General features: G+C 44.0%; 18 protein-coding genes, 1 rRNA gene and 1 riboswitch. Of the genes, 2 read left to right on the top strand and 17 right to left on the bottom strand.

All coding sequences use genetic code 11. The annotated features are described in order from the left end of the window. Positions 1-3 precede the first annotated feature (3 nt). Together J2X07_RS16190 and J2X07_RS16185 are read right to left on the bottom strand one after the other, a co-directional pair. Positions 4-1,023, bottom strand: a complete 1,020-nt coding sequence (locus J2X07_RS16190) for a DUF3048 domain-containing protein (RefSeq protein WP_310261036.1) — start codon at positions 1,021-1,023, stop codon at positions 4-6. 48 nt (positions 1,024-1,071) lie between these two features. Further along, positions 1,072-2,820: an adenine deaminase C-terminal domain-containing protein gene (locus J2X07_RS16185; protein WP_310261032.1), complete on the bottom strand. Its 1,749-nt coding sequence runs from the start codon at positions 2,818-2,820 to the stop codon at positions 1,072-1,074. Positions 2,821-2,910: 90 nt separating this feature from the next. On the opposite strand from J2X07_RS16185, the gene J2X07_RS16180 reads away from it, so the two are divergent. Then, a complete protein-coding gene (locus J2X07_RS16180) occupies positions 2,911-3,171 on the top strand; it encodes a YgaP family membrane protein (RefSeq protein WP_310261029.1) in 261 nt (86 codons plus the stop codon). Between the two features lie 15 nt (positions 3,172-3,186). Beyond that, positions 3,187-4,461, top strand: coding sequence for an MFS transporter (locus J2X07_RS16175; RefSeq protein WP_310261026.1), 1,275 nt, complete (start codon positions 3,187-3,189; stop codon positions 4,459-4,461). A 259-nt stretch (positions 4,462-4,720) separates the two neighbouring features. On the opposite strand, the gene purD is transcribed toward J2X07_RS16175, so the two are convergent. From purD to rrf, 15 genes are all read right to left on the bottom strand, one after another. After that, complete coding sequence (purD, locus tag J2X07_RS16170) at positions 4,721-5,989, bottom strand: phosphoribosylamine--glycine ligase (RefSeq protein ID WP_310261023.1); 1,269 nt, start codon at positions 5,987-5,989, stop codon at positions 4,721-4,723. Between the two features lie 224 nt (positions 5,990-6,213). Continuing rightward, positions 6,214-7,752, bottom strand: coding sequence for a bifunctional phosphoribosylaminoimidazolecarboxamide formyltransferase/IMP cyclohydrolase (purH, locus tag J2X07_RS16165; protein WP_310261020.1), 1,539 nt, complete (start codon positions 7,750-7,752; stop codon positions 6,214-6,216). After that, positions 7,749-8,339, bottom strand: a complete 591-nt coding sequence (gene purN / locus J2X07_RS16160) for a phosphoribosylglycinamide formyltransferase (RefSeq protein ID WP_310261016.1) — start codon at positions 8,337-8,339, stop codon at positions 7,749-7,751. The genes purH and purN overlap by 4 nt, the downstream gene beginning before the upstream one ends. After that, entirely contained in the window at positions 8,336-9,376 is a 1,041-nt protein-coding gene (gene purM / locus J2X07_RS16155; protein ID WP_310261012.1) for a phosphoribosylformylglycinamidine cyclo-ligase, read from the bottom strand. The genes purN and purM overlap by 4 nt, the downstream gene beginning before the upstream one ends. Before the next feature lie 13 nt (positions 9,377-9,389). Then, positions 9,390-10,808, bottom strand: coding sequence for an amidophosphoribosyltransferase (gene purF / locus J2X07_RS16150; protein ID WP_310261009.1), 1,419 nt, complete (start codon positions 10,806-10,808; stop codon positions 9,390-9,392). After that, positions 10,784-13,015 (bottom strand): phosphoribosylformylglycinamidine synthase subunit PurL, encoded by a 2,232-nt coding sequence (purL, locus tag J2X07_RS16145; RefSeq protein WP_310261007.1) that lies wholly within the window; start codon positions 13,013-13,015, stop codon positions 10,784-10,786. The genes purF and purL overlap by 25 nt, the downstream gene beginning before the upstream one ends. Beyond that, a complete protein-coding gene (gene purQ, locus J2X07_RS16140; protein WP_310261004.1) occupies positions 12,999-13,682 on the bottom strand; it encodes a phosphoribosylformylglycinamidine synthase subunit PurQ in 684 nt (227 codons plus the stop codon). The genes purL and purQ overlap by 17 nt, the downstream gene beginning before the upstream one ends. Next, complete coding sequence (gene purS, locus J2X07_RS16135; RefSeq protein WP_310261002.1) at positions 13,679-13,933, bottom strand: phosphoribosylformylglycinamidine synthase subunit PurS; 255 nt, start codon at positions 13,931-13,933, stop codon at positions 13,679-13,681. Before purS ends, purQ begins: the two co-directional genes overlap by 4 nt. Then, positions 13,921-14,643, bottom strand: a complete 723-nt coding sequence (gene purC / locus J2X07_RS16130) for a phosphoribosylaminoimidazolesuccinocarboxamide synthase (protein ID WP_310260999.1) — start codon at positions 14,641-14,643, stop codon at positions 13,921-13,923. Before purC ends, purS begins: the two co-directional genes overlap by 13 nt. A gap of 328 nt (positions 14,644-14,971) precedes the next feature. Beyond that, complete coding sequence (gene purB, locus J2X07_RS16125; protein WP_310260997.1) at positions 14,972-16,264, bottom strand: adenylosuccinate lyase; 1,293 nt, start codon at positions 16,262-16,264, stop codon at positions 14,972-14,974. Continuing rightward, positions 16,261-17,424 carry a 5-(carboxyamino)imidazole ribonucleotide synthase gene (gene purK / locus J2X07_RS16120; protein ID WP_310260994.1) on the bottom strand — a complete coding sequence of 388 codons (1,164 nt, stop codon included), beginning with the start codon at positions 17,422-17,424 and terminating at the stop codon, positions 16,261-16,263. The genes purB and purK overlap by 4 nt, the downstream gene beginning before the upstream one ends. Further along, positions 17,408-17,893, bottom strand: a complete 486-nt coding sequence (gene purE, locus J2X07_RS16115; protein ID WP_310260991.1) for a 5-(carboxyamino)imidazole ribonucleotide mutase — start codon at positions 17,891-17,893, stop codon at positions 17,408-17,410. Before purE ends, purK begins: the two co-directional genes overlap by 17 nt. Before the next feature lie 105 nt (positions 17,894-17,998). Next, positions 17,999-18,102, bottom strand: a riboswitch (purine riboswitch). Positions 18,103-18,177: 75 nt separating this feature from the next. Further along, complete coding sequence (locus tag J2X07_RS16110) at positions 18,178-18,387, bottom strand: NETI motif-containing protein (RefSeq protein WP_310260989.1); 210 nt, start codon at positions 18,385-18,387, stop codon at positions 18,178-18,180. A 3-nt stretch (positions 18,388-18,390) separates the two neighbouring features. Then, the gene (locus J2X07_RS16105) at positions 18,391-18,918 is read right to left on the bottom strand and encodes a DUF2179 domain-containing protein (protein WP_310260986.1); all 528 of its coding nucleotides are present in this window, start codon (positions 18,916-18,918) and stop codon (positions 18,391-18,393) included. A 526-nt stretch (positions 18,919-19,444) separates the two neighbouring features. Next, positions 19,445-19,560: ribosomal RNA gene (gene rrf / locus J2X07_RS16100) — 5S ribosomal RNA — on the bottom strand. Between the last annotated feature and the right edge of the window lie 132 nt (positions 19,561-19,692).

Raw genomic sequence — 19,692 nt, 5'->3', positions numbered from 1 at the left:
TTTCTATTGCATCTTTACCGAATTTGCCATACCACTCGGCACAATGTTAATCCATGTTTTCCCCGGAATGAAGGCCCCTCCATCAGGAACGATTCTTCCATTCTCGTTTTTCCACTTAATCTCTTGAGCGACACCGTTCTGCAGCAGAATAGCATCTCCGCCAGACGTTAAATTAATCTCACGTCTTCCGGCATCATCGATAACACGGTGTACAGCCTCTACAATAAATACATTGCTTAGCGTGATAGGAGTTTCGGTCTCCCTATCTATAGTTGGTTCATTATCACTCGAACGAGCGTACGTTTTCTTATTCTCGTTATACGTATAGCCTACAGTTTCTCCGCCTGGGTATGTGATTGTCACTTCACTGGCATCTTTTCCGACAATATTGGCTGTACTGCTTTTTGTTAAAAAAGGCAGCATATCCAGTTTATCGGTTTGCTTTGCTCCAACCTTCTCCATCCCCTTTTTAATATTTTCAAAGGTGATGTAGGAATTGTGAGGAGGCTTTCTAAAATCAGCCCGTTTAAACAGTGTTCCATCATAATCCATACCATTGATGTTGTCGACCGTACCGCTTTTCAAAATTTGTTTCGCTTCCGGGCTATAGCCATGAGCCACAAACATAGCGTTGTATCCTTGGCTTAGTTCAATATAGTAATCTCTCGCACTTCGCACAGGACCGATTTTCTCAGGCATCTCACTTTGGAAAATAGCGAGTAAACGAGTAAGTTCCCCTTCAGCTAATACTTCGTACACGATATCGGCTTTATGAAGACCTGATTGCGGGCGTGCCTTCCAATGGTTGTTCACCATAACGGCAACAGCACGTTTATCGGTTTCTTCATTCGTCGCAATGCCGGTCAGCGGAAATACAGACGAAAACGTTTCTTCATCGTTTTTATGAGGCGTTTCTGTTTTTACCGCTTTCCCAATATCCGCTTCTTTATCCTTACCGTCCTTACAGGCAGACATCGTTAATAAAAGGATGATAGACATCAAAGTCATGTACATCATTTTCATGGGCTCACTACCTTTGTATCGTATTATTTTGCCCAATCCTTTTCTATATTAACGCATAATCGAAGGAAAGAGTAACCCTTTCTTTTTAACATCGTAAATGCCTCTTTGCGTAATGCGGATATACGGCAAGTGTGTGGAAGAAAAGAACAACAAGGAATAGATCGGATCTTCATACGCATAGCCTCGTTCACGCAAAGCACTTGTAAGGGCTTTTTCTTCCTCTATAAGTTGTTCGATAGCAATATTCGACATTCCTCCCGCTAATGGGAGTTTTATCTCACGGATGATTTCTCCTTTTTCAGCAAGAACGATCCCGCCGCCGATTTCTTTCAGCCGCTGAAATGCCAGATGCATATCTTTTTTGCTTTTTCCGATGATCAAGAAATCTCCCGTGTTTGAATACGAACTTGCGAATCCGTACAGATTTTTTGCAAAGCCCTTTACGACTGTATTGGTTCTCCATTTCCCTTCTTTGTCGATCAGCATAAGAAAACACTCATCCGACTCTTCGTTAATGACTTCTGTAAAAGGATTGACTGATACATTATATGGCCGAGTGATCACACTATTGTACATTTCTATTCCAAGAAGACCGGAAAACTGAAAATCTTCATCATTTAAATCCCAATTAATCGAGCGTTTCTTGATTCCATGCCCTTCCCAATCAAAGTCAAAATCAGCATCCTGGCTGACATCGACTCCGTCCCGCTTCATCCATTTTCCTTTTGCGAGAACAGAAACCGGAAGAGGGTTTTCTGGAGTTTCTAAAATATTTAAATGCGCAACACGGCCAGGAGCGACCATACCAAACAGATGATCCAGTCCGTAATAACGTGCCACATTATAAGAAACCATCATGTAAGCATCAACGGGATCGATTCCTGCTTCAAGTGCGATCGACAGCATTTTATCGGTAACTCCTTCTTCATAAAAAGCAGGTGTTGAGCCATCTGTCGTAAAGAAAATACGTTCAAAATTCGAAATGCCTTCTTCTTTCATTTGCCGCAAAAGCTTAGGCAGATCTGGACGGATTGAAGAATAACGGAGTGAAACTTGAAGACCAGCATTCAAACGGTCCAGCACTTCTGTTCCAGTCATCGCCTCATGATCACAATCCACTCCTAACAAACTCATTGCCGTCAGCGTTTTTTCCGAAGCGCCGGGTAAGTGGCCTTCGATTTTCTTGCCAGCTTTTTTCGTCTGAAGCATCCAATGCAAAAGAGTATCATCTCCATGCAGAACACGCGGCCAGCTCGTCAGTTCACCGCCTTGTAAAACATACGGACTATCGAGCAGCTGTTTGATTGATGTTTCCGAAAAATAATTCTCTTCTTCCGCAAGCTCTGTTTGAGCATCATAACGACACCACCAGAAGAAATTTGCAGGCAGATGATTCATGTCCTCCATAAAAGAAAGCGCTTTCGTAACTTTCATTTCAAAAAGAAGCATGAAGTTATCACATAAAAAGACAGACGTTCCACGCTGTAATGCATATCGGGAGAGCGTCTGGGGATTATAAAGTTGAAATGGATGACAATGTGGTTCAATGTAACCCGGCACAACAAATTGACCTTCAACATCAACGACTTCTGTTTCATCGTTTGCTGAAGGAAGCTTTTCTCCGACATATACAATGCGGTCATTTAAAATCCAGATGTTAGCTGTTACCCATTTTTTAAGTGCAGTATTTAGATAGTTAGCATTTTTCAAGACAAGTGACGGTGCCATTTCTCCTTGAATGACGGCCACTTGCTGGCGCATTTGTGCTTTTGTCCAAAACGCGATGTGTTGGTTCATGTTGGATTCACCTGTCTTCTCTGAAAATTTCGTTTTTTAAAGAATACCATATTCAGCTAAAAAATACTTACATTTTGAAAGGAGTTCACCATGAAACAAAATATCGGCCTTTTAAACAGCATGATCCGTATTATCGCAGGCTTAACTTTGCTATCTGTTTACACGGCAAAACTTACACGAAAGCCTTATAAAGAGTCTTATATCCTCATGATTATGATGGCAGCTATGAAAGTAGCAGAAGGAATCGTCCGCTATTGTCCAATGACTGATCTTTTTCATAAAACGAAAGAGATGAACGACATGGATCTCGGAACGATTACAAAAGAAGGTTCACCATTCAATCCTTCTTGATGAAGGGGGTCCATTATGCCCGCGCATTCCCTATTAAAAGGAAATAAACCGCTTCTGGGTTTATTGATGGTTGTATTTATAACCCATCTCGGGTCTTATCTTGTTCTGCCCGTACTGCCTATTTTACTAAAAAAAGAAACTGGTCTAAGCGCTGCACAGATCGGCTTCACCTTAGCTGTCATTTCTGTATTTATGCAGGCTGGCGGTATAGCTGGCGGCATCCTCGCTGACCGGACAGGCAGACGTTTTATCATTGCGCTTGGAGCCATCATACGTGCTCTCGGCTTGCTTGGCTTTGCTTATTTTTCAACGTATCCCTTTATCTTGCTGACCGCTGTTTTCAGCGGTTTTGGGCTTGGTCTTAACGCACCCTCAACGAAAGCGTTTATCTCTTCGCTTGTAAAAGAAGAAATGAGATCGACTGCCTTTTCTTTAAGAGGCGTATTCGCCAACATCGGAATGGCAATTGCAGGATTAACCGTATTCGCTTTGTTCACAGACAATTCGAGAATGATTTTTATTACTGCTGCTGTCATTTATGGAATCGCAAGCTTGATCAGCTGGTTTTTCTTGCCTGCTGGATGCAGCGGTGAGAATTGTGAGCCAATAAAATGGGGTGAGTATAAAGAGGCTTTAAAAAACGTGCCTTTTCTTGTATTTGTGATCGCGACTATATTTGTTTGGGCTCTGTATGTTCAATTTGCACTCGTGCTGCCGCTGCGTGCAGATGACGTGCTCAAAAACGGAAAAGACATAAGCATCATATGGACGATCAATAGTATTACCGTCATATTTGTTCAGACATTGATTACGAAAAATATTATCCGCAATCTCCATCCACTAACTGCTGTTGGATTAGGAACAATCTGCATCGGGCTATCGCTGGGCAGTTTATATTTTGCCAGCACTTTATTTTTCTTTGTGTTTACAGGGCTTGTTTTTATTTTCGGTGAGATGCTGCTGATGCCAACACTCGATACAGCAATCTCTCAGCTCGCTGCCGCTCGTTTTCTTGGTATGTTTTTTGGCTTAGCAAGTGTATTTAATGGGATCGGAGAAGCGACAGGAAACTTTTTAGGCGGCAGACTGTATTCGCTGACTTCTGGCGGAACAACCGCAACGCCATATATTATTTATGCTGCCGCTGGTTTTGCTATTTTTATCGGGATGCAATTTTTAAAAAGGTGGCAGCCGCTAAATATCATACAGCCGCTTAAGCTTACACAAAATACTTCATCTCCAAAAACTGATTCCGCAGCGTCACATCCGAATCCAATAGAAGAAGGCTGACCGATAAGGTGAAGTTCACCAAATCAGTCAGCCTTGTTTTTAGTGTTTCTATGACAAAGGAATGGATAATCTCCTCTTCAGGATGCTCGCTTTCCGCGGGGCGTGCGGTGAGCCCACTCGTCGCCTTGCGACATTGAGTGGTCTCTCCTGTCCCGCTGATCCCGCAGGAGTCTCACATCTTCCGCTCCAATCATCCTTTTTTTATCAACAAGCGTTTTCACAGTACCTTCATAAAGACCAAAACTTTGAAAACATCTTATTAGAAAGTTACATGTGTTATCGCTTTATGCCCAATATCTTTGCGGTAAAAAGATCCTTCGCATGAAATGTTCTTCATTTCTTCGTATACGTTTTCCTGTGCTTCACTTAGCGTTGCGCCAGATGATGCTACTAACAGCACTCTTCCGCCATTCGTTTGCAGCTCATCTTCTGAAATCTTCGTCCCCGCATGAAACACATTAGCGTTCTCAGAAATATTCTCTAGACCCTTTATATCAACAGGTTCAGAAGAAGAAACCGGATAGCCTTCTGAGGCCAGAACGACACCTATGACCGATTCGTTCGACCAGTTCAGCTCTGCTTTTTCTCCCTTTAATAAAGAAAGAAGCAATTCAGCGAGATCATTTTTTAATCTCGGCAGGATGACTTGCGTTTCAGGATCTCCAAATCGTGCATTGAATTCGATCACTTTTGGCCCTTCACTCGTTAAAATCAATCCTGCATACAAAATCCCTGTAAAAGGAGTGCCTTCTTTTTTCATAGCCGAAACGGTTGGAAGAACAATCTCTTCAATAGCACGCTGAACAGCGGCACTGCTGATTTGCGGCACCGGAGAATACGCACCCATTCCACCCGTATTTGGTCCTTCGTCACCATCATAAGCACGTTTATGATCTTGCGCGATTTCCATCGGCAACACGTTTTCGTCATGAACGAAGGACATAAGTGAAAACTCTTCACCTTCTAAAAATTCCTCGACAACCACTTTTTCGCTTGCTTCACCAAACCGTTTATCAACCATCAATTCATAAAGGCCATCTTCTGCTTCTTTTAAAGTCATGGCGACGATAACGCCTTTGCCAGCAGCGAGTCCATCCGCTTTTAAAACGATCGGTGCACCTTTTTCTCTAACATAAGCCAGTGCTGTTTCATAATCCGTAAACGTTTCAGAGGCTGCAGTAGGTATGCCGTACTTGCTCATCAGGTTTTTCGCAAACGACTTGCTGCCTTCGATTTGTGCTGCTGCTTGCGTTGGACCGAAAATAGCGAGTCCTGCCTTCTGAAACTGATCAACGATTCCTTCAAGCAAAGGCACTTCAGGTCCGACAAACGTTAAAGCCACTTCTTTTGATTGTGCAAATTGAACAAGCTCATCAATGTCGTTTTCTTTGACCGGTACACATGTTGCGATTTCTGCAATTCCAGGATTGCCGGGTGCAGCATAAACTTGGGACACGCTCGGACTGTTCGCAAACTTCCAGACGAGCGCATGTTCACGTCCCCCTTTTCCGATAACAAGAACGTTCATTGATCTTGCCTCCTTAAGTAAAAAACTTTTGAAAGAGGTTGATTTCCGCTGCAATGGCTCGCTTTCCGCAGGGTGTGCGGTGAGCCCCTTGTCGCTGCGCGCCTTTAAGGGTCTCACCTGTCCCACTCATCCTGCAGGAGTCTCGCCACTTCCGCTCCAATCAACATGTCGATGATGCAATTTCAAAAAAATTCCCCGTTTGCAACTTTCACTATAGAAAAAATTTAATGCTTAAAGTGTCTTACGCCTGTGAATACCATCGTAATGCCATGTTCATCTGCTTTCTTGATCGAGTCTTCATCACGAATCGATCCGCCTGGCTGAATAATAGCCGTAACACCTGCGCGTGCCGCTGCTTCAACCGTATCATCCATCGGGAAGAAAGCATCTGATCCTAATGCAGAACCATTTGCGCGTTCACCTGCTTGCTCAATCGCAATCTTAGCTGCGCCAACACGGTTCATTTGTCCAGCACCCACTCCGACAGTCATTTCATCCTTCGCAAGAACGATCGCGTTTGATTTCACATGCTTTACGACTTTCCACGCAAGATGGATATCTTTCCATTCTTGTTCAGTCGGCTGGCGTTTTGTCGGTATCGTTACGTTTGCGTCATCAAGCCCATAAACGTCTTCATCCTGTACAAGCATGCCGCCAGATACTGTAGTAATTTTCTTCGCGATTCCTTTTCCTGCTGTAAAATCGAGCTTCAATAAACGGATGTTTTTCTTTTTTGTTAAAATCGCTAAAGCATCCTCTGAAAAAGAAGGTGCAATAATGATTTCTAAGAAAATTTCAGCCATTTTCTCTGCTGTCTCTGCATCGACCTCTGTGTTTGAAGCAACGATACCTCCGAAAATAGATACGGGATCTGCTTCAAATGCACGTGTGTAAGCTTCAGTAATTGATTTCCCTGTTCCTACACCACATGGATTCATATGTTTAACCGCAACAACAGCTGGGTCTGTAAATTCCTTTACGATTGCAAGAGCTGCATCCGCGTCATTAATGTTGTTGTATGAAAGCTCTTTTCCATGAAGCTGTTCAGCATCTGTTAGAGATAGTGTTCCGCTCAATGGTTTTGAATAAAATGCTGCTTTTTGATGAGGATTTTCGCCATAACGAAGATCTTGTTTTTTCTCGAACGTAACCGTATAAGATTCTGGGAGCACTTCTTCTACAGCTGCTGTTAAGTATTCTGCGATCAATGCATCATAAGCTGCCGTGTGGCGGAAAGTTTTCGCTGCAAGTCTGCGGCGCGTCTCTTCGCTTACTGATCCCGCTTTTTCAAGTTCAGTCTCTACTGTTTCATAGTCTTTTGGATCAACGACTACTGTTACATAAGCGTGGTTTTTCGCTGCTGATCGAAGCATGCTCGGACCACCGATATCAATGTTTTCGATTGCATCAGCAAACGTTGTATCTTCCTTCGCAACCGTTTCTTTAAATGGATACAGATTAACGACAACGAGATCGATTGGTGCGATTTCGTTCTCTTGCATTGCTTGCTGATGTGTTTCGTTATCACGGACTGCAAGAAGGCCTCCGTGAATTTTTGGATGAAGGGTCTTTACGCGTCCATCCATAATTTCAGGAAAACCTGTTACTTCTGAAATTCCTATTACAGAAATACCTGCGTCTTGCAGTGCTTTCTTTGTTCCGCCCGTTGAAATGATCTCAACACCAAGGTTCACTAACTTTTCTGCAAATGGAATTAATCCGTTTTTGTCTGATACTGAAATCAATGCTCGTTTGATGGTCATTGTACGATGCCTCCTATGGTGTCTTTTTGCAAAAGTTTGTGCAATATAGCCGGGTACAATTTATGTTCAGCTTGCTGAATTCTCTGCTGCAGCGTATCGCGCGTATCGCCTGGCAATACGGGGATCTTCTCTTGCTCGATTACCGGACCTGTATCCATCCCGCTATCCACGAAATGAATGGTTACACCTGTTTCTGAAACGCCTGCTGAAAGCGCCTGCCCAACCGCATCCTTTCCCGGAAAAGCAGGAAGATAGGAAGGGTGTATGTTAATGATTCTTCCTTCATATGCGTTTAATAGCACTTTTCCGATCAGCCTCATGTAGCCAGCTAAAGCGATATACTCCACACCATGGCTTTTCAGCTCATTCACGATATCTTGTTCAAAAGCAGCTTTTGATGGGAAGGTGTTCGGGACAAAGGTATAAATCGGTATGTTAAGTTTTCGGGCACGGTCGATGACTTGTGCCCCTGGTTTATCACATACTAACAGCTCAATATCAGCTTCTAGCGTCCCATTACTTACCGCGTCTGCAAGTGCTTGAAAGTTGCTTCCGCTGCCTGATGCAAATACTGCTATCTTTCTCATTCAATAGAACCTCCGCCAAAGATAACGCCTTCCCCTTTTTTAACACGTCCGATAATATAAGGTTTCTCGCCTGTTTCTTCTAATGAACGGATGATTGGCAGCATGTTTTCTTCTGAAACCGCAAGCACCATTCCGATTCCCATATTAAACGTCGTAAACATTTCTTTACGCGTAAGATTTCCCTTTTCCTCGACCAAATCAAAGATAGCTGGTACCGGCCATGAGCCATAGTCGATCTCTGCCGCTAATCCTTCAGGCAGCATGCGGGGTATATTTTCGATGAAACCGCCGCCTGTGATGTGTGCGACACCATTAACAGTAAACTTATCAAGTACTTCCAATAACGGCTTCACATAAATGCGCGTCGGAGTTAAGAGCTCCTCGCCAAGCGGTTTTGAAAGACCTTCATATTGTTCTTTTAAATCAAGTCCTGCATCTTCAAGTAATACTTTACGAACAAGAGAGAAACCATTTGAATGCAAACCGTTTGAAGCGATGCCGATCAGCACATCGTTCTCGCTCACGTTTACTCCATTGATCAGCTTTGATTTTTCCGCGATTCCTACCGTAAATCCGGCAAGATCATACTCTTCACCATTGTACATGCCTGGCATTTCAGCCGTTTCCCCGCCAATGAGTGCACAGCCTGCTTGTTCACAGCCGTCAGCAATCCCTTTAACAATCTGTTCTACCTTTTCTGGGTGAAGCGTGCCGCAAGCAATGTAATCTAGAAAATAAAGCGGTTCAGCTCCTTGAGCAACAATGTCGTTCACACACATGGCAACCGCATCCACACCAATCGTGTCATGCTTATCCATCATAAAAGCGAGCATCAGCTTCGTTCCAACACCGTCCGTACCTGAAACGAGAACCGGTTCTTTATGTGAAAAACCAGACAGGTCAAACATCGCTCCAAAACTTCCAAGGCCCGCTAACACTTCAGGTCTTTTCGTCCGCATAGCATGTTTCTTTATGCGATCTACCGCTTCATACCCTGCCTCGATGTTCACTCCTGCTTGCTTATATGCTTCTGCCATCGTTTTCTCCCCCTTAAACTAGCTCTTTTTCGTATGGTAAAACTGTATCTGGATAAATCTCAGTCGGATAACGGCCTGTAAAACAAGCCAAGCATTGGCCGCAGTTCGGCTCAGCATTTGATCGGCCGATGCCTTCCATTAATCCTTCTACAGATATAAAAGATAACGAGTCTGCGCCGATGATTTCACGGATCTCTTCAACAGAATACTTAGAAGCGATCAGTTCAGCACGTTCAGACGTATCAATTCCGTAATAACAAGGATGTGCGATCGGTGGTGCTGTAATTCTCACATGCACTTCAGTAGCACCTGCGGCACGCAGCATTTTCACGATACGTCGGCTCGTCGTTCCGCGAACAATCGAGTCATCGACCATCACAACACGCTTTCCTTCCACGATTCCGCGGACAGGAGAAAGCTTCATTTTCACACCGAGTTCACGAAGTTCCTGTGATGGCTGGATGAACGTTCTGCCCACGTAGCGGTTTTTAATCAGACCGATCTCATACGGGATGCCGGATGCTTCTGCATACCCGATCGCCGCTGAAATACTGGAATCAGGTACACCTGTTACAACATCTGCTTCAACCGGTGCTTCCTCAAACATCTTTTTCCCGAGGCTTTTTCTCGCAGCATGTACGTTAATACCTTCAATGTTGCTGTCCGGTCTTGAAAAATAAATGTATTCCATCGAACACATCGATCGCTGAACAGAAGTTGAAAAACTATCAACCTTTAATCCGTCTTCATTGATAATTAAAAGCTCACCAGGCTGCACGTCACGCACGTATGTTGCTCCAACAACATCAAATGCACACGTTTCTGAAGCGACAACATACGCATCGCCTAAAATACCAAGCGATAATGGACGTAAACCGTTCGGATCGAGCGCAACCATCATCTCTTTCTCTGTCATGACAAGGAACGCGTAAGCCCCTTTAAGCATCGTGAGGGCGTTTTGCACTTTTTCTTTGAGTGTTGTGTAGCTGCTGCGTTTGATTAAATGTGCCAGCACTTCTGTATCAGAAGTCGTTTGAAAAATACTGCCTTGTGATTCTAATTGATGCTTCAGCGCATTTGCATTGACTAAGTTGCCATTATGAGCAAGCGCTAAAGAACTCGTTTGGGAACGGAATAAAAGAGGCTGCACATTCGCAAGCTCGTTTCCTCCTGCTGTTGAATAGCGGACATGGCCGATTGCACCATGCCCAATCAAATTCTCTAGCTCGCCTTTTCCGAAAACTTCGTTAACAAGTCCGCTACCTTTGTGAGTTCTTAATCGTTCTCCATTTGTTACAACGATTCCAGCACCTTCTTGTCCGCGATGCTGCAGACTATGGAGTCCATAATACGTAAGCTGTGCGGCATCTGGATGTCCCCAAATACCAAACACACCGCATTCTTCGTTTAAACCTTTGATGTCAGCAAGCATGGAATAGCTCCCTTCCAGGCCTCGTGCAGCTCCTCAAGCGTACAGGATAAAAGTTCTTCTCCTTGCTCATTATCGATGGCAAGGCCGCTCTCAGAACGCACAAACCCGATGATTTTCGTATCATTAACAAGCTGTTCAAATTCGTCTTGATGCTCAGGTTTTACGGTTACTAAGAATCGTGATTGTGATTCACCGAAAAGACTTCCGATCGGTTCGTCTGTCAGCGTTACACTCGCACCGACTTTACCGTCCATGACAGACTCGGCAAGGGCTACAGATAATCCGCCTTCTGCCACATCGTGCGCAGATGCAATCAAACCTTTTTGAATCGCTGCTAAAAGATCATTTTGTCTTGCTTCTTCTACTTCTAAATCAATGTGAGGGGCTTTACCGAAAATGCGTCCTTCTTTCATCTTCTGCAATTCGCTTCCGCCAAATTCCTCTTTAGACTCACCAATTAAATAGATGATGTCTCCTGCTTCCTTAAAGCTTTGCGTCACGATATGCTTCGTGTCCTCTATCAGTCCTACCATTCCGATAACAGGTGTCGGATAAACGGCAACACCGTTCGTTTCGTTATATAGTGATACGTTTCCACCGATAACCGGAGTAGCCAATTTCGTACATGCTGCACTGATGCCGTCAGCTGATTTCTCCAGCTGCCAGAAGATTTCCGGTTTCTCAGGGTTTCCGTAGTTTAAGCAGTCCGTCAATGCCAGCGGCTTCGCTCCCGAACAGACAAGGTTACGAGCAGCCTCAGCTACCGCAATTTTTCCGCCGACTTCTGGATCCAAGTACAAATAGCGAGAATTACAATCTGTCGTCATCGCAAGTGCCTTTTTCGTTCCTCTGATTCTGACGACTGCCGCATCAGATCCTGGCGCAACAACCGTGTTCGTGCGCACCATATAGTCGTATTGGTTATAAACCCATTCCTTGCTTGCGATCGTCGGCTGTGCCAGCAATGATAACAAGGTAGATTTAAAGCTAAGAATTTCAGGAACGTAGTTTTCTTGCGATTGGAACTCACCATAATAAGCTGGCTCATTTGATGGTTTATGATAAACAGGTGCATCTTCAGCAAGAGCATCAACAGGCAGCTCCGCAACGATTTCCTCGTTATGAGTAAGTCTCAATACTTGCTCTTCAATTACAGTTCCAACCGTTACACAGTCGAGATCCCATTTTGCAAAAATCGCTTCCACTTCATGCTCACGGCCTTTTTCAACAACTAAAAGCATTCGTTCCTGTGACTCAGAAAGCATCATCTCATATGCCGTCATGCCCGTTTCACGCTGCGGAATCAAATTCAGATTCATCTCTATTCCCATTCCTGCTTTACTCGCCATTTCTGCAGACGAACTTGTTAAGCCAGCCGCTCCCATGTCCTGGATCCCGACAAGAGCATCACAGTTTTGGATGAGTTCGAGGCACGCTTCCATCACAAGTTTTTCCATGAATGGATCGCCGACTTGAACTGCTGGTCTTTTTTCTTCGGATGCTTCAGAAAGCTCTTCAGATGCAAAGGTTGCACCATGGATGCCGTCTCGGCCTGTTTTCGCGCCAACGTACATGACAGAGTTGCCTGCGCCTTTTGCTTGACCTTTTTTAATATCTTTATGGTCGATTAAACCTACGCACATGGCGTTAACGAGCGGATTTCCTTCGTATGACGGATCAAACTGAACTTCACCGCCGACCGTCGGGATTCCGATACAGTTACCGTAACCTGCAATTCCTGCTACCACTTGCTCGAACAAATACTTCACACGCGGTGATTCAAGTTCGCCGAAACGAAGAGAGTTCAGCATCGCGATCGGACGTGCTCCCATCGAGAATACGTCACGGATAATGCCGCCGACACCTGTTGCCGCCCCTTGATAAGGTTCAATGGCTGATGGATGGTTATGCGATTCGATCTTAAACACAACCGCCTGGCCGTCACCGATATCTACGATTCCAGCCCCTTCTCCAGGTCCTTGCAGCACACGCTCTCCCTTAGTTGGGAACTTGCTTAGCACAGGTTTTGAATTTTTATAAGAACAATGTTCGCTCCACATAACAGAGAACAAGCCTGTTTCCGTCCAGTTCGGCGATCGGCCGATAATTTTTTCGATCAGTTCAAACTCTGAATCATTTAAGCCCATTTCACGGTACAATTTTTCCTCTTTAATTTGAGAACTTGTTGGTTCATGTTGCAGCGACATAGCGTTCCCTCCAGCTCTTCACGATTGATTGAAATAGTTTCAGACCATCATTGCTTCCTAACAGCTCATCAACAGCACGTTCCGGGTGTGGCATCATCCCAAGGACATTCCCGCTCTTATTCGTGATCCCCGCAATATCTTCAACGGATCCGTTCGGGTTGCTCGCATATGTGAACACGATCTGGTTGTTTGCTTTCAATTCTTCAAGCGTCTCTTGATCACAGTAATAGTTTCCTTCACCATGTGCGACAGGAACTGTAATTCGTTCGCCTTTTTCATAAAGACCCGAAAACATCGTTGTATCGTTCTCTACAATAAGATCTTCCTGCTTGCATATGAATTTCAAAGATTCGTTGCGGCGCATCGCACCAGGCAATAAACCTGCTTCAAGTAAAATCTGAAATCCGTTGCAAACACCAAGGACTGGCTTGCCTGCATTTGCTGCCTTCACGACTTCGCTCATTACGTTAGAAAAGTTTGCAATGGCACCTGTGCGAAGGTAATCTCCATATGAAAAGCCGCCAGGCAATAAAATACCATCAAATCGACTTAAATCTGTTTCGTCATGCCAAACATACTCAACATCCATTCCGAGTTCGTCTTTGATTGCATGATACATGTCCGTATCACAGTTTGATCCCGGAAATACAATCACTGCGAAATTCACTGTGCAACGACCTCCTCCACCTCATACCGGTAGTCTTCAATGACCGGATTGGATAAAAGCTTTGAACACATTGCTGTAATTTTCGCATCTAAATCATAGTCGCCTTTTTGCAAAGTAAGCTCTAGATACTTTCCGATACGAACATCTTCAACTTCTGACTGCCCCATTTTGTGAAGAGATCCCATAACTGCCTTTCCTTGCGGGTCCAATACACTCTCTCTTAACGTTACATAAACTTTTACTTTGTACATGATAGGCCTCCTAGACGTTTTAGAATTTTTTCGTATGCATCTGTTAAACTTCCAAGCTCACGGCGGAACACATCTTTATCCAGCTTCTCGTTCGTCTCTGCATCCCAAAGTCTGCATGTATCCGGTGAGATTTCATCAGCAAGCAATAGCTGTCCGTTCTCATCCACTCCAAACTCGAGTTTGAAATCAACGAGCTTCACTTGCTTGTCTGCAAAATAACTTGTTAGCAGTTCATTGATTTTAAATGCCTGTTCTGATATCTGCTGTAGCTGTTCTTTCGTTGCCAGCTCAAGAATATCGATATGATCTTCGTTGATGAGCGGATCACCAAGGTCGTCATTTTTGTAGTAGTATTCTAAAATGGTTCTCGGCAAGATCTGTCCTTCTGGAATCCCTAATCGCTTCGCAAGTGTTCCGGCTGCAATATTGCGGATCACGACTTCTATGGGTAAGATCTTCACTTTTTTAACAAGCTGTTCTGTTTCAGAAATGCGTTTTACAAAGTGAGATGAAATGCCTTTTTCTTTTAAAAGTTCAAACAAAATGGTCGAGATCTCGTTGTTCAGTCGTCCTTTGCCTTGAATCTCGGCTTTCTTTTCCCCATTAAAAGCTGTTGCTGAATCTTTATAGCTGATCCAAACGACTTGCTCGTCTGTCGTGCGGTAGATTTTCTTCGCTTTTCCTTCATACAGCTGTTCTAATTTCTCCATTTTGACCCCTCCATTTTATGAACATTCCCAATATTCAATCTTCTAAAAAAGGCAAAGAGAAAGAGAGCTCAAAATATCACTCTCTTTTTAGTTGAAGTCCTGCTAATAAGCTTTTTTCGCAATTACTGCTGCTATTGCAAAAGGTTGATTTCCGTTCCAGGATGCTCGCTTTCCTCGGGGCGTGCGGTGAGCCACCTCGTGCTTTGCACGTCCAGTGTCTCGCCTGACCCGCTGATCCCGTAGGAGTCTCGCACCTTGCACTCCAATCAACTTGCCAATGAAGCGTTCCAAAAACAACAATCTTTAAAGATCTTTCTTATAAAATCTTTTAAAGCCCTAGTCTGTCAAAAATGGTATCCACGTGTGACAGGTGGTAACTATAATCAAAGCACTCAGAGATTTCTTCAGGTGTTAATTTGTCTGTAATTTTCGGTTCAGCTTCTACTAATGTTCGGAACTGAACGGCTTCTTCCCACGCCTGCATCGCTTTTGGCTGTACTGTGTCGTACGCTTCTTCACGCGCCATGCCTTTGTCGATGAGTTTCAAAAGAACACGCTGTGAATAGATCAAGCCATATGTGCGTTCCATGTTGCGCTTCATGTTCTCAGGGAACACGGTTAAGTACTTAATAATGTTGCCAAAACGATTCAGCATGTAGTTCAATGCGATCGTTGCATCCGGGAGGATCACACGCTCGGCAGAAGAATGCGATATATCGCGTTCATGCCAAAGCGATACGTTCTCATAAGCTGTCATCATGTATCCGCGGATCACCCGTGCAAGACCCGTCATATTTTCAGATCCGATCGGGTTGCGTTTATGCGGCATTGCTGATGACCCTTTTTGACCTTTAGCAAAGAATTCTTCTACTTCACGTGTCTCACTCTTTTGAAGTCCGCGAACTTCAGTTGCAAACTTTTCGATGCTTGTTGCGATTAATGCCAGTGTTGACATGTAGTGAGCGTGACGGTCACGCTGCAGAGTTTGTGTAGAAACAGGTGCTGCTTCCAGTCCTAACTTTTCACACACATACTTTTCAACGAAAGGATCGATGTTGGCATACGTTCCAACAGCTCCTGAAATCTTACCGAAACGAACCGTATCAGACGCTGCTTTAAAGCGTTCCACGTTGCGCTTCATCTCTTCGTACCAAAGAGCAAGCTTCAATCCAAACGTCGTCGGTTCAGCATGCACACCGTGCGTACGTCCCATCATAACTGTATATTTATGTTCTTTCGCTTTCTCGCCCAAGATCGCAACAAAACGATCCAAGTCTTTTGCCAAAATGTCGTTCGCTTGTTTTAAAAGATAAGAAAGTGCAGTATCAACTACATCTGTTGAAGTCAGGCCGTAGTGCACCCACTTGCGTTCTTCGCCAAGTGTTTCAGAAACCGCTCTTGTAAAAGCAACCACATCATGGCGTGTTTCTTCTTCGATCTCTAAAATCCGGTTAATATCAAACGATGCATTTTCGCGAAGCTTCTTCACGTCTTCTTTCGGAATATCACCTAATTCAGCCCATGCTTCACAAGCTAAAATCTCTACTTCAAGCCATGCTTGGTATTTGTTTTCATCCGTCCAAATCGCACCCATCTCCGGGCGTGTATACCGTTCAATCATCGTTGTACCTCCGTCTGTTTCTTCTTTAAAAACACGCTGGACACTTTCTCCGCTTTAATTAATGCTTCTTCCACTGTTTCAGCTAAAACCGTAATGTGCCCCATTTTACGTTTCGCTTTTGCTTCCTTTTTTCCGTACAGGTGCAGTTTCGCTTCTCCTAATTTCCCTATCTCATTTAACACGGTCTCATGATGTTCACCTAAAATGTTGATCATCACGGCCGGTTTTATTAGTTCTGTATTGCCGAGCGGCCAGTTGCATACCGCGCGTACATGCTGATCGAACTGAGATGTTTCACACGCCTCAATCGTATAATGACCTGAGTTATGCGGTCTTGGTGCCAACTCGTTTACAAAAATCTCGCCGTTTTTTGCGACGAACATCTCTACAGCAAGCGTACCGACAAGCTTCAGTTCCGTTGCGATTGACCCCGCTAATTTCTTCGATTGTTCGGCAGTCTCATTAGAAATACGTGCTGGCGCGATTGTCTGATGCAGAATGTTGTCTTTATGAATATTCTCTGCTATCGGGAACGATTTAACCTCTCCGCTCACACTTCTTGTTAAAATGACCGATATCTCTTTATCGAACTCCAGCCATGCTTCTAATACACAATCTGTCTCTTTATTTAAAAGCTCAGCAGCTATTTTCAGGTCACTTTCCTGTCTGATGACGAACTGACCTTTGCCGTCATATCCTCCTCGGCACGTTTTCAGTACTGAAGGATAGCCAAGCTGTGTTATCGCATCATTTAATGAATCAATATCTGAAACCGGCTGAAAAGGTGCTACCGGAACGCCAGCTTTAACGAGTGTTTCTTTTTCCCGAAGACGATGCTGTGTGACGGCAAGCAAGCGGCTTCCCTGCGGCAAGTTTGCTTTCTCTTGCAGCCACTCGGCGCTTTCTGCATCTATGTTCTCAAACTCATACGTGACAACATCACTTAATTCAGCCAGCTTCCTGATTCCTTCTTTATCTTCATAACCCGCGATGATTTGCTGATCTGCTACCTGCCCGCATGGTGAGTCTTCACCAGGTTCCAATACGACTACTCTGAGTCCCATCTCTCTTGCACTCAATGCCATCATGCGGCCAAGCTGCCCTCCGCCTAATATCCCGATTGTCTGTTGTGGTTGGATTGTTTTATACAAGCTGATCACTACTTTCAATCGCCATTTTTTGAGCGTTTGCCCGGCGTTTTTTTAATCGCAGTTTAACTCCTTCATCATGAACGGCTACCATTTGAGCCGCTAAGAGTCCTGCGTTTGCGGCACCTGCTTTTCCGATGGCAACTGTCGCTACCGGCACCCCTTTTGGCATCTGTACGATGGATAAAAGAGAATCCATGCCATTAAGTGCTTTTGATTGTACAGGTACGCCGATTACAGGAACAAGTGTCTTCGCTGCAACCATTCCCGGCAGATGCGCAGCACCGCCAGCTCCAGCAATAATAACCTCTATACCTTTTTGTTCCGCCTCTTCCGCATACTGAAACATAAGATCTGGTGTACGGTGTGCTGAAACGACTTTTTTCTCATATGCTACATCTAGTTCTTCTAAAATATCGCACGCTTCTTTCATTGTTTCCCAATCTGAAACACTTCCCATGATCACGCCTACTTTAGCCATGGCAGCCTCCTTATTGTCAGAAAAAATAAAAAAGTCCAGTTTGTATGCTTCTCCCATCTATGAGAGAAAGCAACCAACTGGACATACGTATCCAATAAAAAATAACAGAAAGATGCTTTCCCTCATAGTCTGATGAAATACACGGTCATCAGGTAGAGACTTACGGGCCATATCCCCGAAATTATATGAGGGCTTTATTCTTCTGACTTCATTGTAAAATGTATAGTATCGTTTGTCAACGAAAATCGAACATTAAGTTCTTATAAAGTTTTAATGTTCGTGTTTTACTGTTTATCGATTTGTTTTCCTTCAAAAACGATACGCTGTTCTTTCACTTCCGGTTCCATTCTGCCGTTCCGCTTCACTTCATGGAAAACAGGCTCTTCCATTCTTCTGACGGGTGTATAACCTTCTGCCGCCATCCGGTCTAAACAATTAGAGATCGATTCACCGGCTTCAACCGTAAACTTTTTCTTAGATGGTTTCTTCTCCATCTGTTACCTCCTGATACCCTTGACCCAAAATCCGCCATGGAACGCCTTTGGTTCATGCGAAATAATAAACGCTTTTGGATCTAAATCTTTAACTGTATTATATAGGTTCATTTCCGATTTTCGGGATGTTAAAATTTCCATCATAAGACGCTGACCTTCACGACCTTCTGCCAGCCAATTTGTAACCCCATATCCTTTATTACGCAGTTCGTTCGGCAGTCCGCCTTGCAAATCTGTCGTAATCACGTTAACGGTAGTATAACCAAGTGCCAGCTTTTCTTCAATTTTCATACCGACAATAACACCGACGCCATATCCAATCGCATAAGCAAGCAAGTTCTGAATCTGGTTTAAGTTATCCAGTACAAGACCAAGTCCTACAACATAGATAATCACTTCGAACACACTAATAAAAGCTGCCAGGTACCGCTGTCCTTTAAGCGTTAAAATCATTCGGATCGTAAAAAACGAAACGTACACTACATTAATCAATAGAATAATACCAACCATAACGAATGCATTATCCAACATGCTGAAGGCCTCCTAGGTGAAAAATACTCCGTTAAGAATAACACTATTTGGACAAGTTGGAAACTGGAGAAATGATGTAAAAATGTTGGAACCGACCCGCATGGGGTCTGACCCCATGCGTGGACATATCGGGAATATGTGCACGTAAAACGGACAGACAATCTGCTACTCTGGGATGTTTTTAAAAGTAGTTGATCTCTGTTCTAGGAGCTCGCTTTCCGCGGGGCAGGCGGCGAGCCACATTCGTACGTTTCACGTATAAGTGTCTCACCTGCCCGCCTGTCCCGCAGGAGTCTCACACCTTCCACTCCAATCAACCTATCATTGGAGTCAATTAAAAAAATACCCGAGAAGCAACAATCTTTTAGAAAACAGCCTTAGATAAAAGCCAATTTTTTAATAAAATTAGCTACTTTTAAAAATGAAAAGAAGATGGCTACGGCCATCTTCTACATTGTTGTTAATAGAATATAAATTTAGATATAAAAAAAGATGGAACGAACATAATGTTCGTTCCACCTTCTTTGCTCAGCGACGTCCTACTCTAACAGGGGGAGACCCCCAACTACCATCGGCGCTGAAGAGCTTAACTTCCGTGTTCGGTATGGGAACGGGTGTGACCTCTTCGCCATCATCACTGAACCTATCATGACGTAAACCATGATTTATTAAATTGAGAGTATGTTCTCTCAAAACTAGATACGACGTTTCCAAACGTTATGCTGATTTAAGGATAAGCCCTCGACCGATTAGTATCTGTCAGCTCCACGTGTC

The organism is Fictibacillus barbaricus (assembly GCF_031457135.1).
Taxonomy (GTDB): Bacteria; Bacillota; Bacilli; order Bacillales; family Fictibacillaceae; genus Fictibacillus; species Fictibacillus barbaricus_A.
Note: the sequence above shows the minus strand (reverse complement) of the source record. Positions and strands in the feature narration are given on the sequence as shown.

Coding starts and splice junctions, on each gene's coding strand:
- purH (WP_310261020.1), bottom strand. CDS start 7,752: ATGACCATCAAACGAGCATTGATTTCAGTATCAGACAAAAACGGATTA.
- purE (WP_310260991.1), bottom strand. CDS start 17,893: ATGGCTAAAGTAGGCGTGATCATGGGAAGTGTTTCAGATTGGGAAACA.
- purM (WP_310261012.1), bottom strand. CDS start 9,376: ATGGCAGAAGCATATAAGCAAGCAGGAGTGAACATCGAGGCAGGGTAT.
- J2X07_RS16105 (WP_310260986.1), bottom strand. CDS start 18,918: ATGTTGGATAATGCATTCGTTATGGTTGGTATTATTCTATTGATTAAT.
- purC (WP_310260999.1), bottom strand. CDS start 14,643: ATGGAGAAATTAGAACAGCTGTATGAAGGAAAAGCGAAGAAAATCTAC.
- J2X07_RS16190 (WP_310261036.1), bottom strand. CDS start 1,023: ATGAAAATGATGTACATGACTTTGATGTCTATCATCCTTTTATTAACG.
- purD (WP_310261023.1), bottom strand. CDS start 5,989: ATGAACGTTCTTGTTATCGGAAAAGGGGGACGTGAACATGCGCTCGTC.
- J2X07_RS16175 (WP_310261026.1), top strand. CDS start 3,187: ATGCCCGCGCATTCCCTATTAAAAGGAAATAAACCGCTTCTGGGTTTA.
- purB (WP_310260997.1), bottom strand. CDS start 16,264: ATGATTGAACGGTATACACGCCCGGAGATGGGTGCGATTTGGACGGAT.
- purF (WP_310261009.1), bottom strand. CDS start 10,808: ATGCTTGCTGACATCAAAGGTTTAAACGAAGAATGCGGTGTGTTTGGT.
- purN (WP_310261016.1), bottom strand. CDS start 8,339: ATGAGAAAGATAGCAGTATTTGCATCAGGCAGCGGAAGCAACTTTCAA.
- purL (WP_310261007.1), bottom strand. CDS start 13,015: ATGTCGCTGCAACATGAACCAACAAGTTCTCAAATTAAAGAGGAAAAA.
- purS (WP_310261002.1), bottom strand. CDS start 13,933: ATGTACAAAGTAAAAGTTTATGTAACGTTAAGAGAGAGTGTATTGGAC.
- J2X07_RS16185 (WP_310261032.1), bottom strand. CDS start 2,820: ATGAACCAACACATCGCGTTTTGGACAAAAGCACAAATGCGCCAGCAA.
- J2X07_RS16110 (WP_310260989.1), bottom strand. CDS start 18,387: ATGGAGAAGAAACCATCTAAGAAAAAGTTTACGGTTGAAGCCGGTGAA.
- J2X07_RS16180 (WP_310261029.1), top strand. CDS start 2,911: ATGAAACAAAATATCGGCCTTTTAAACAGCATGATCCGTATTATCGCA.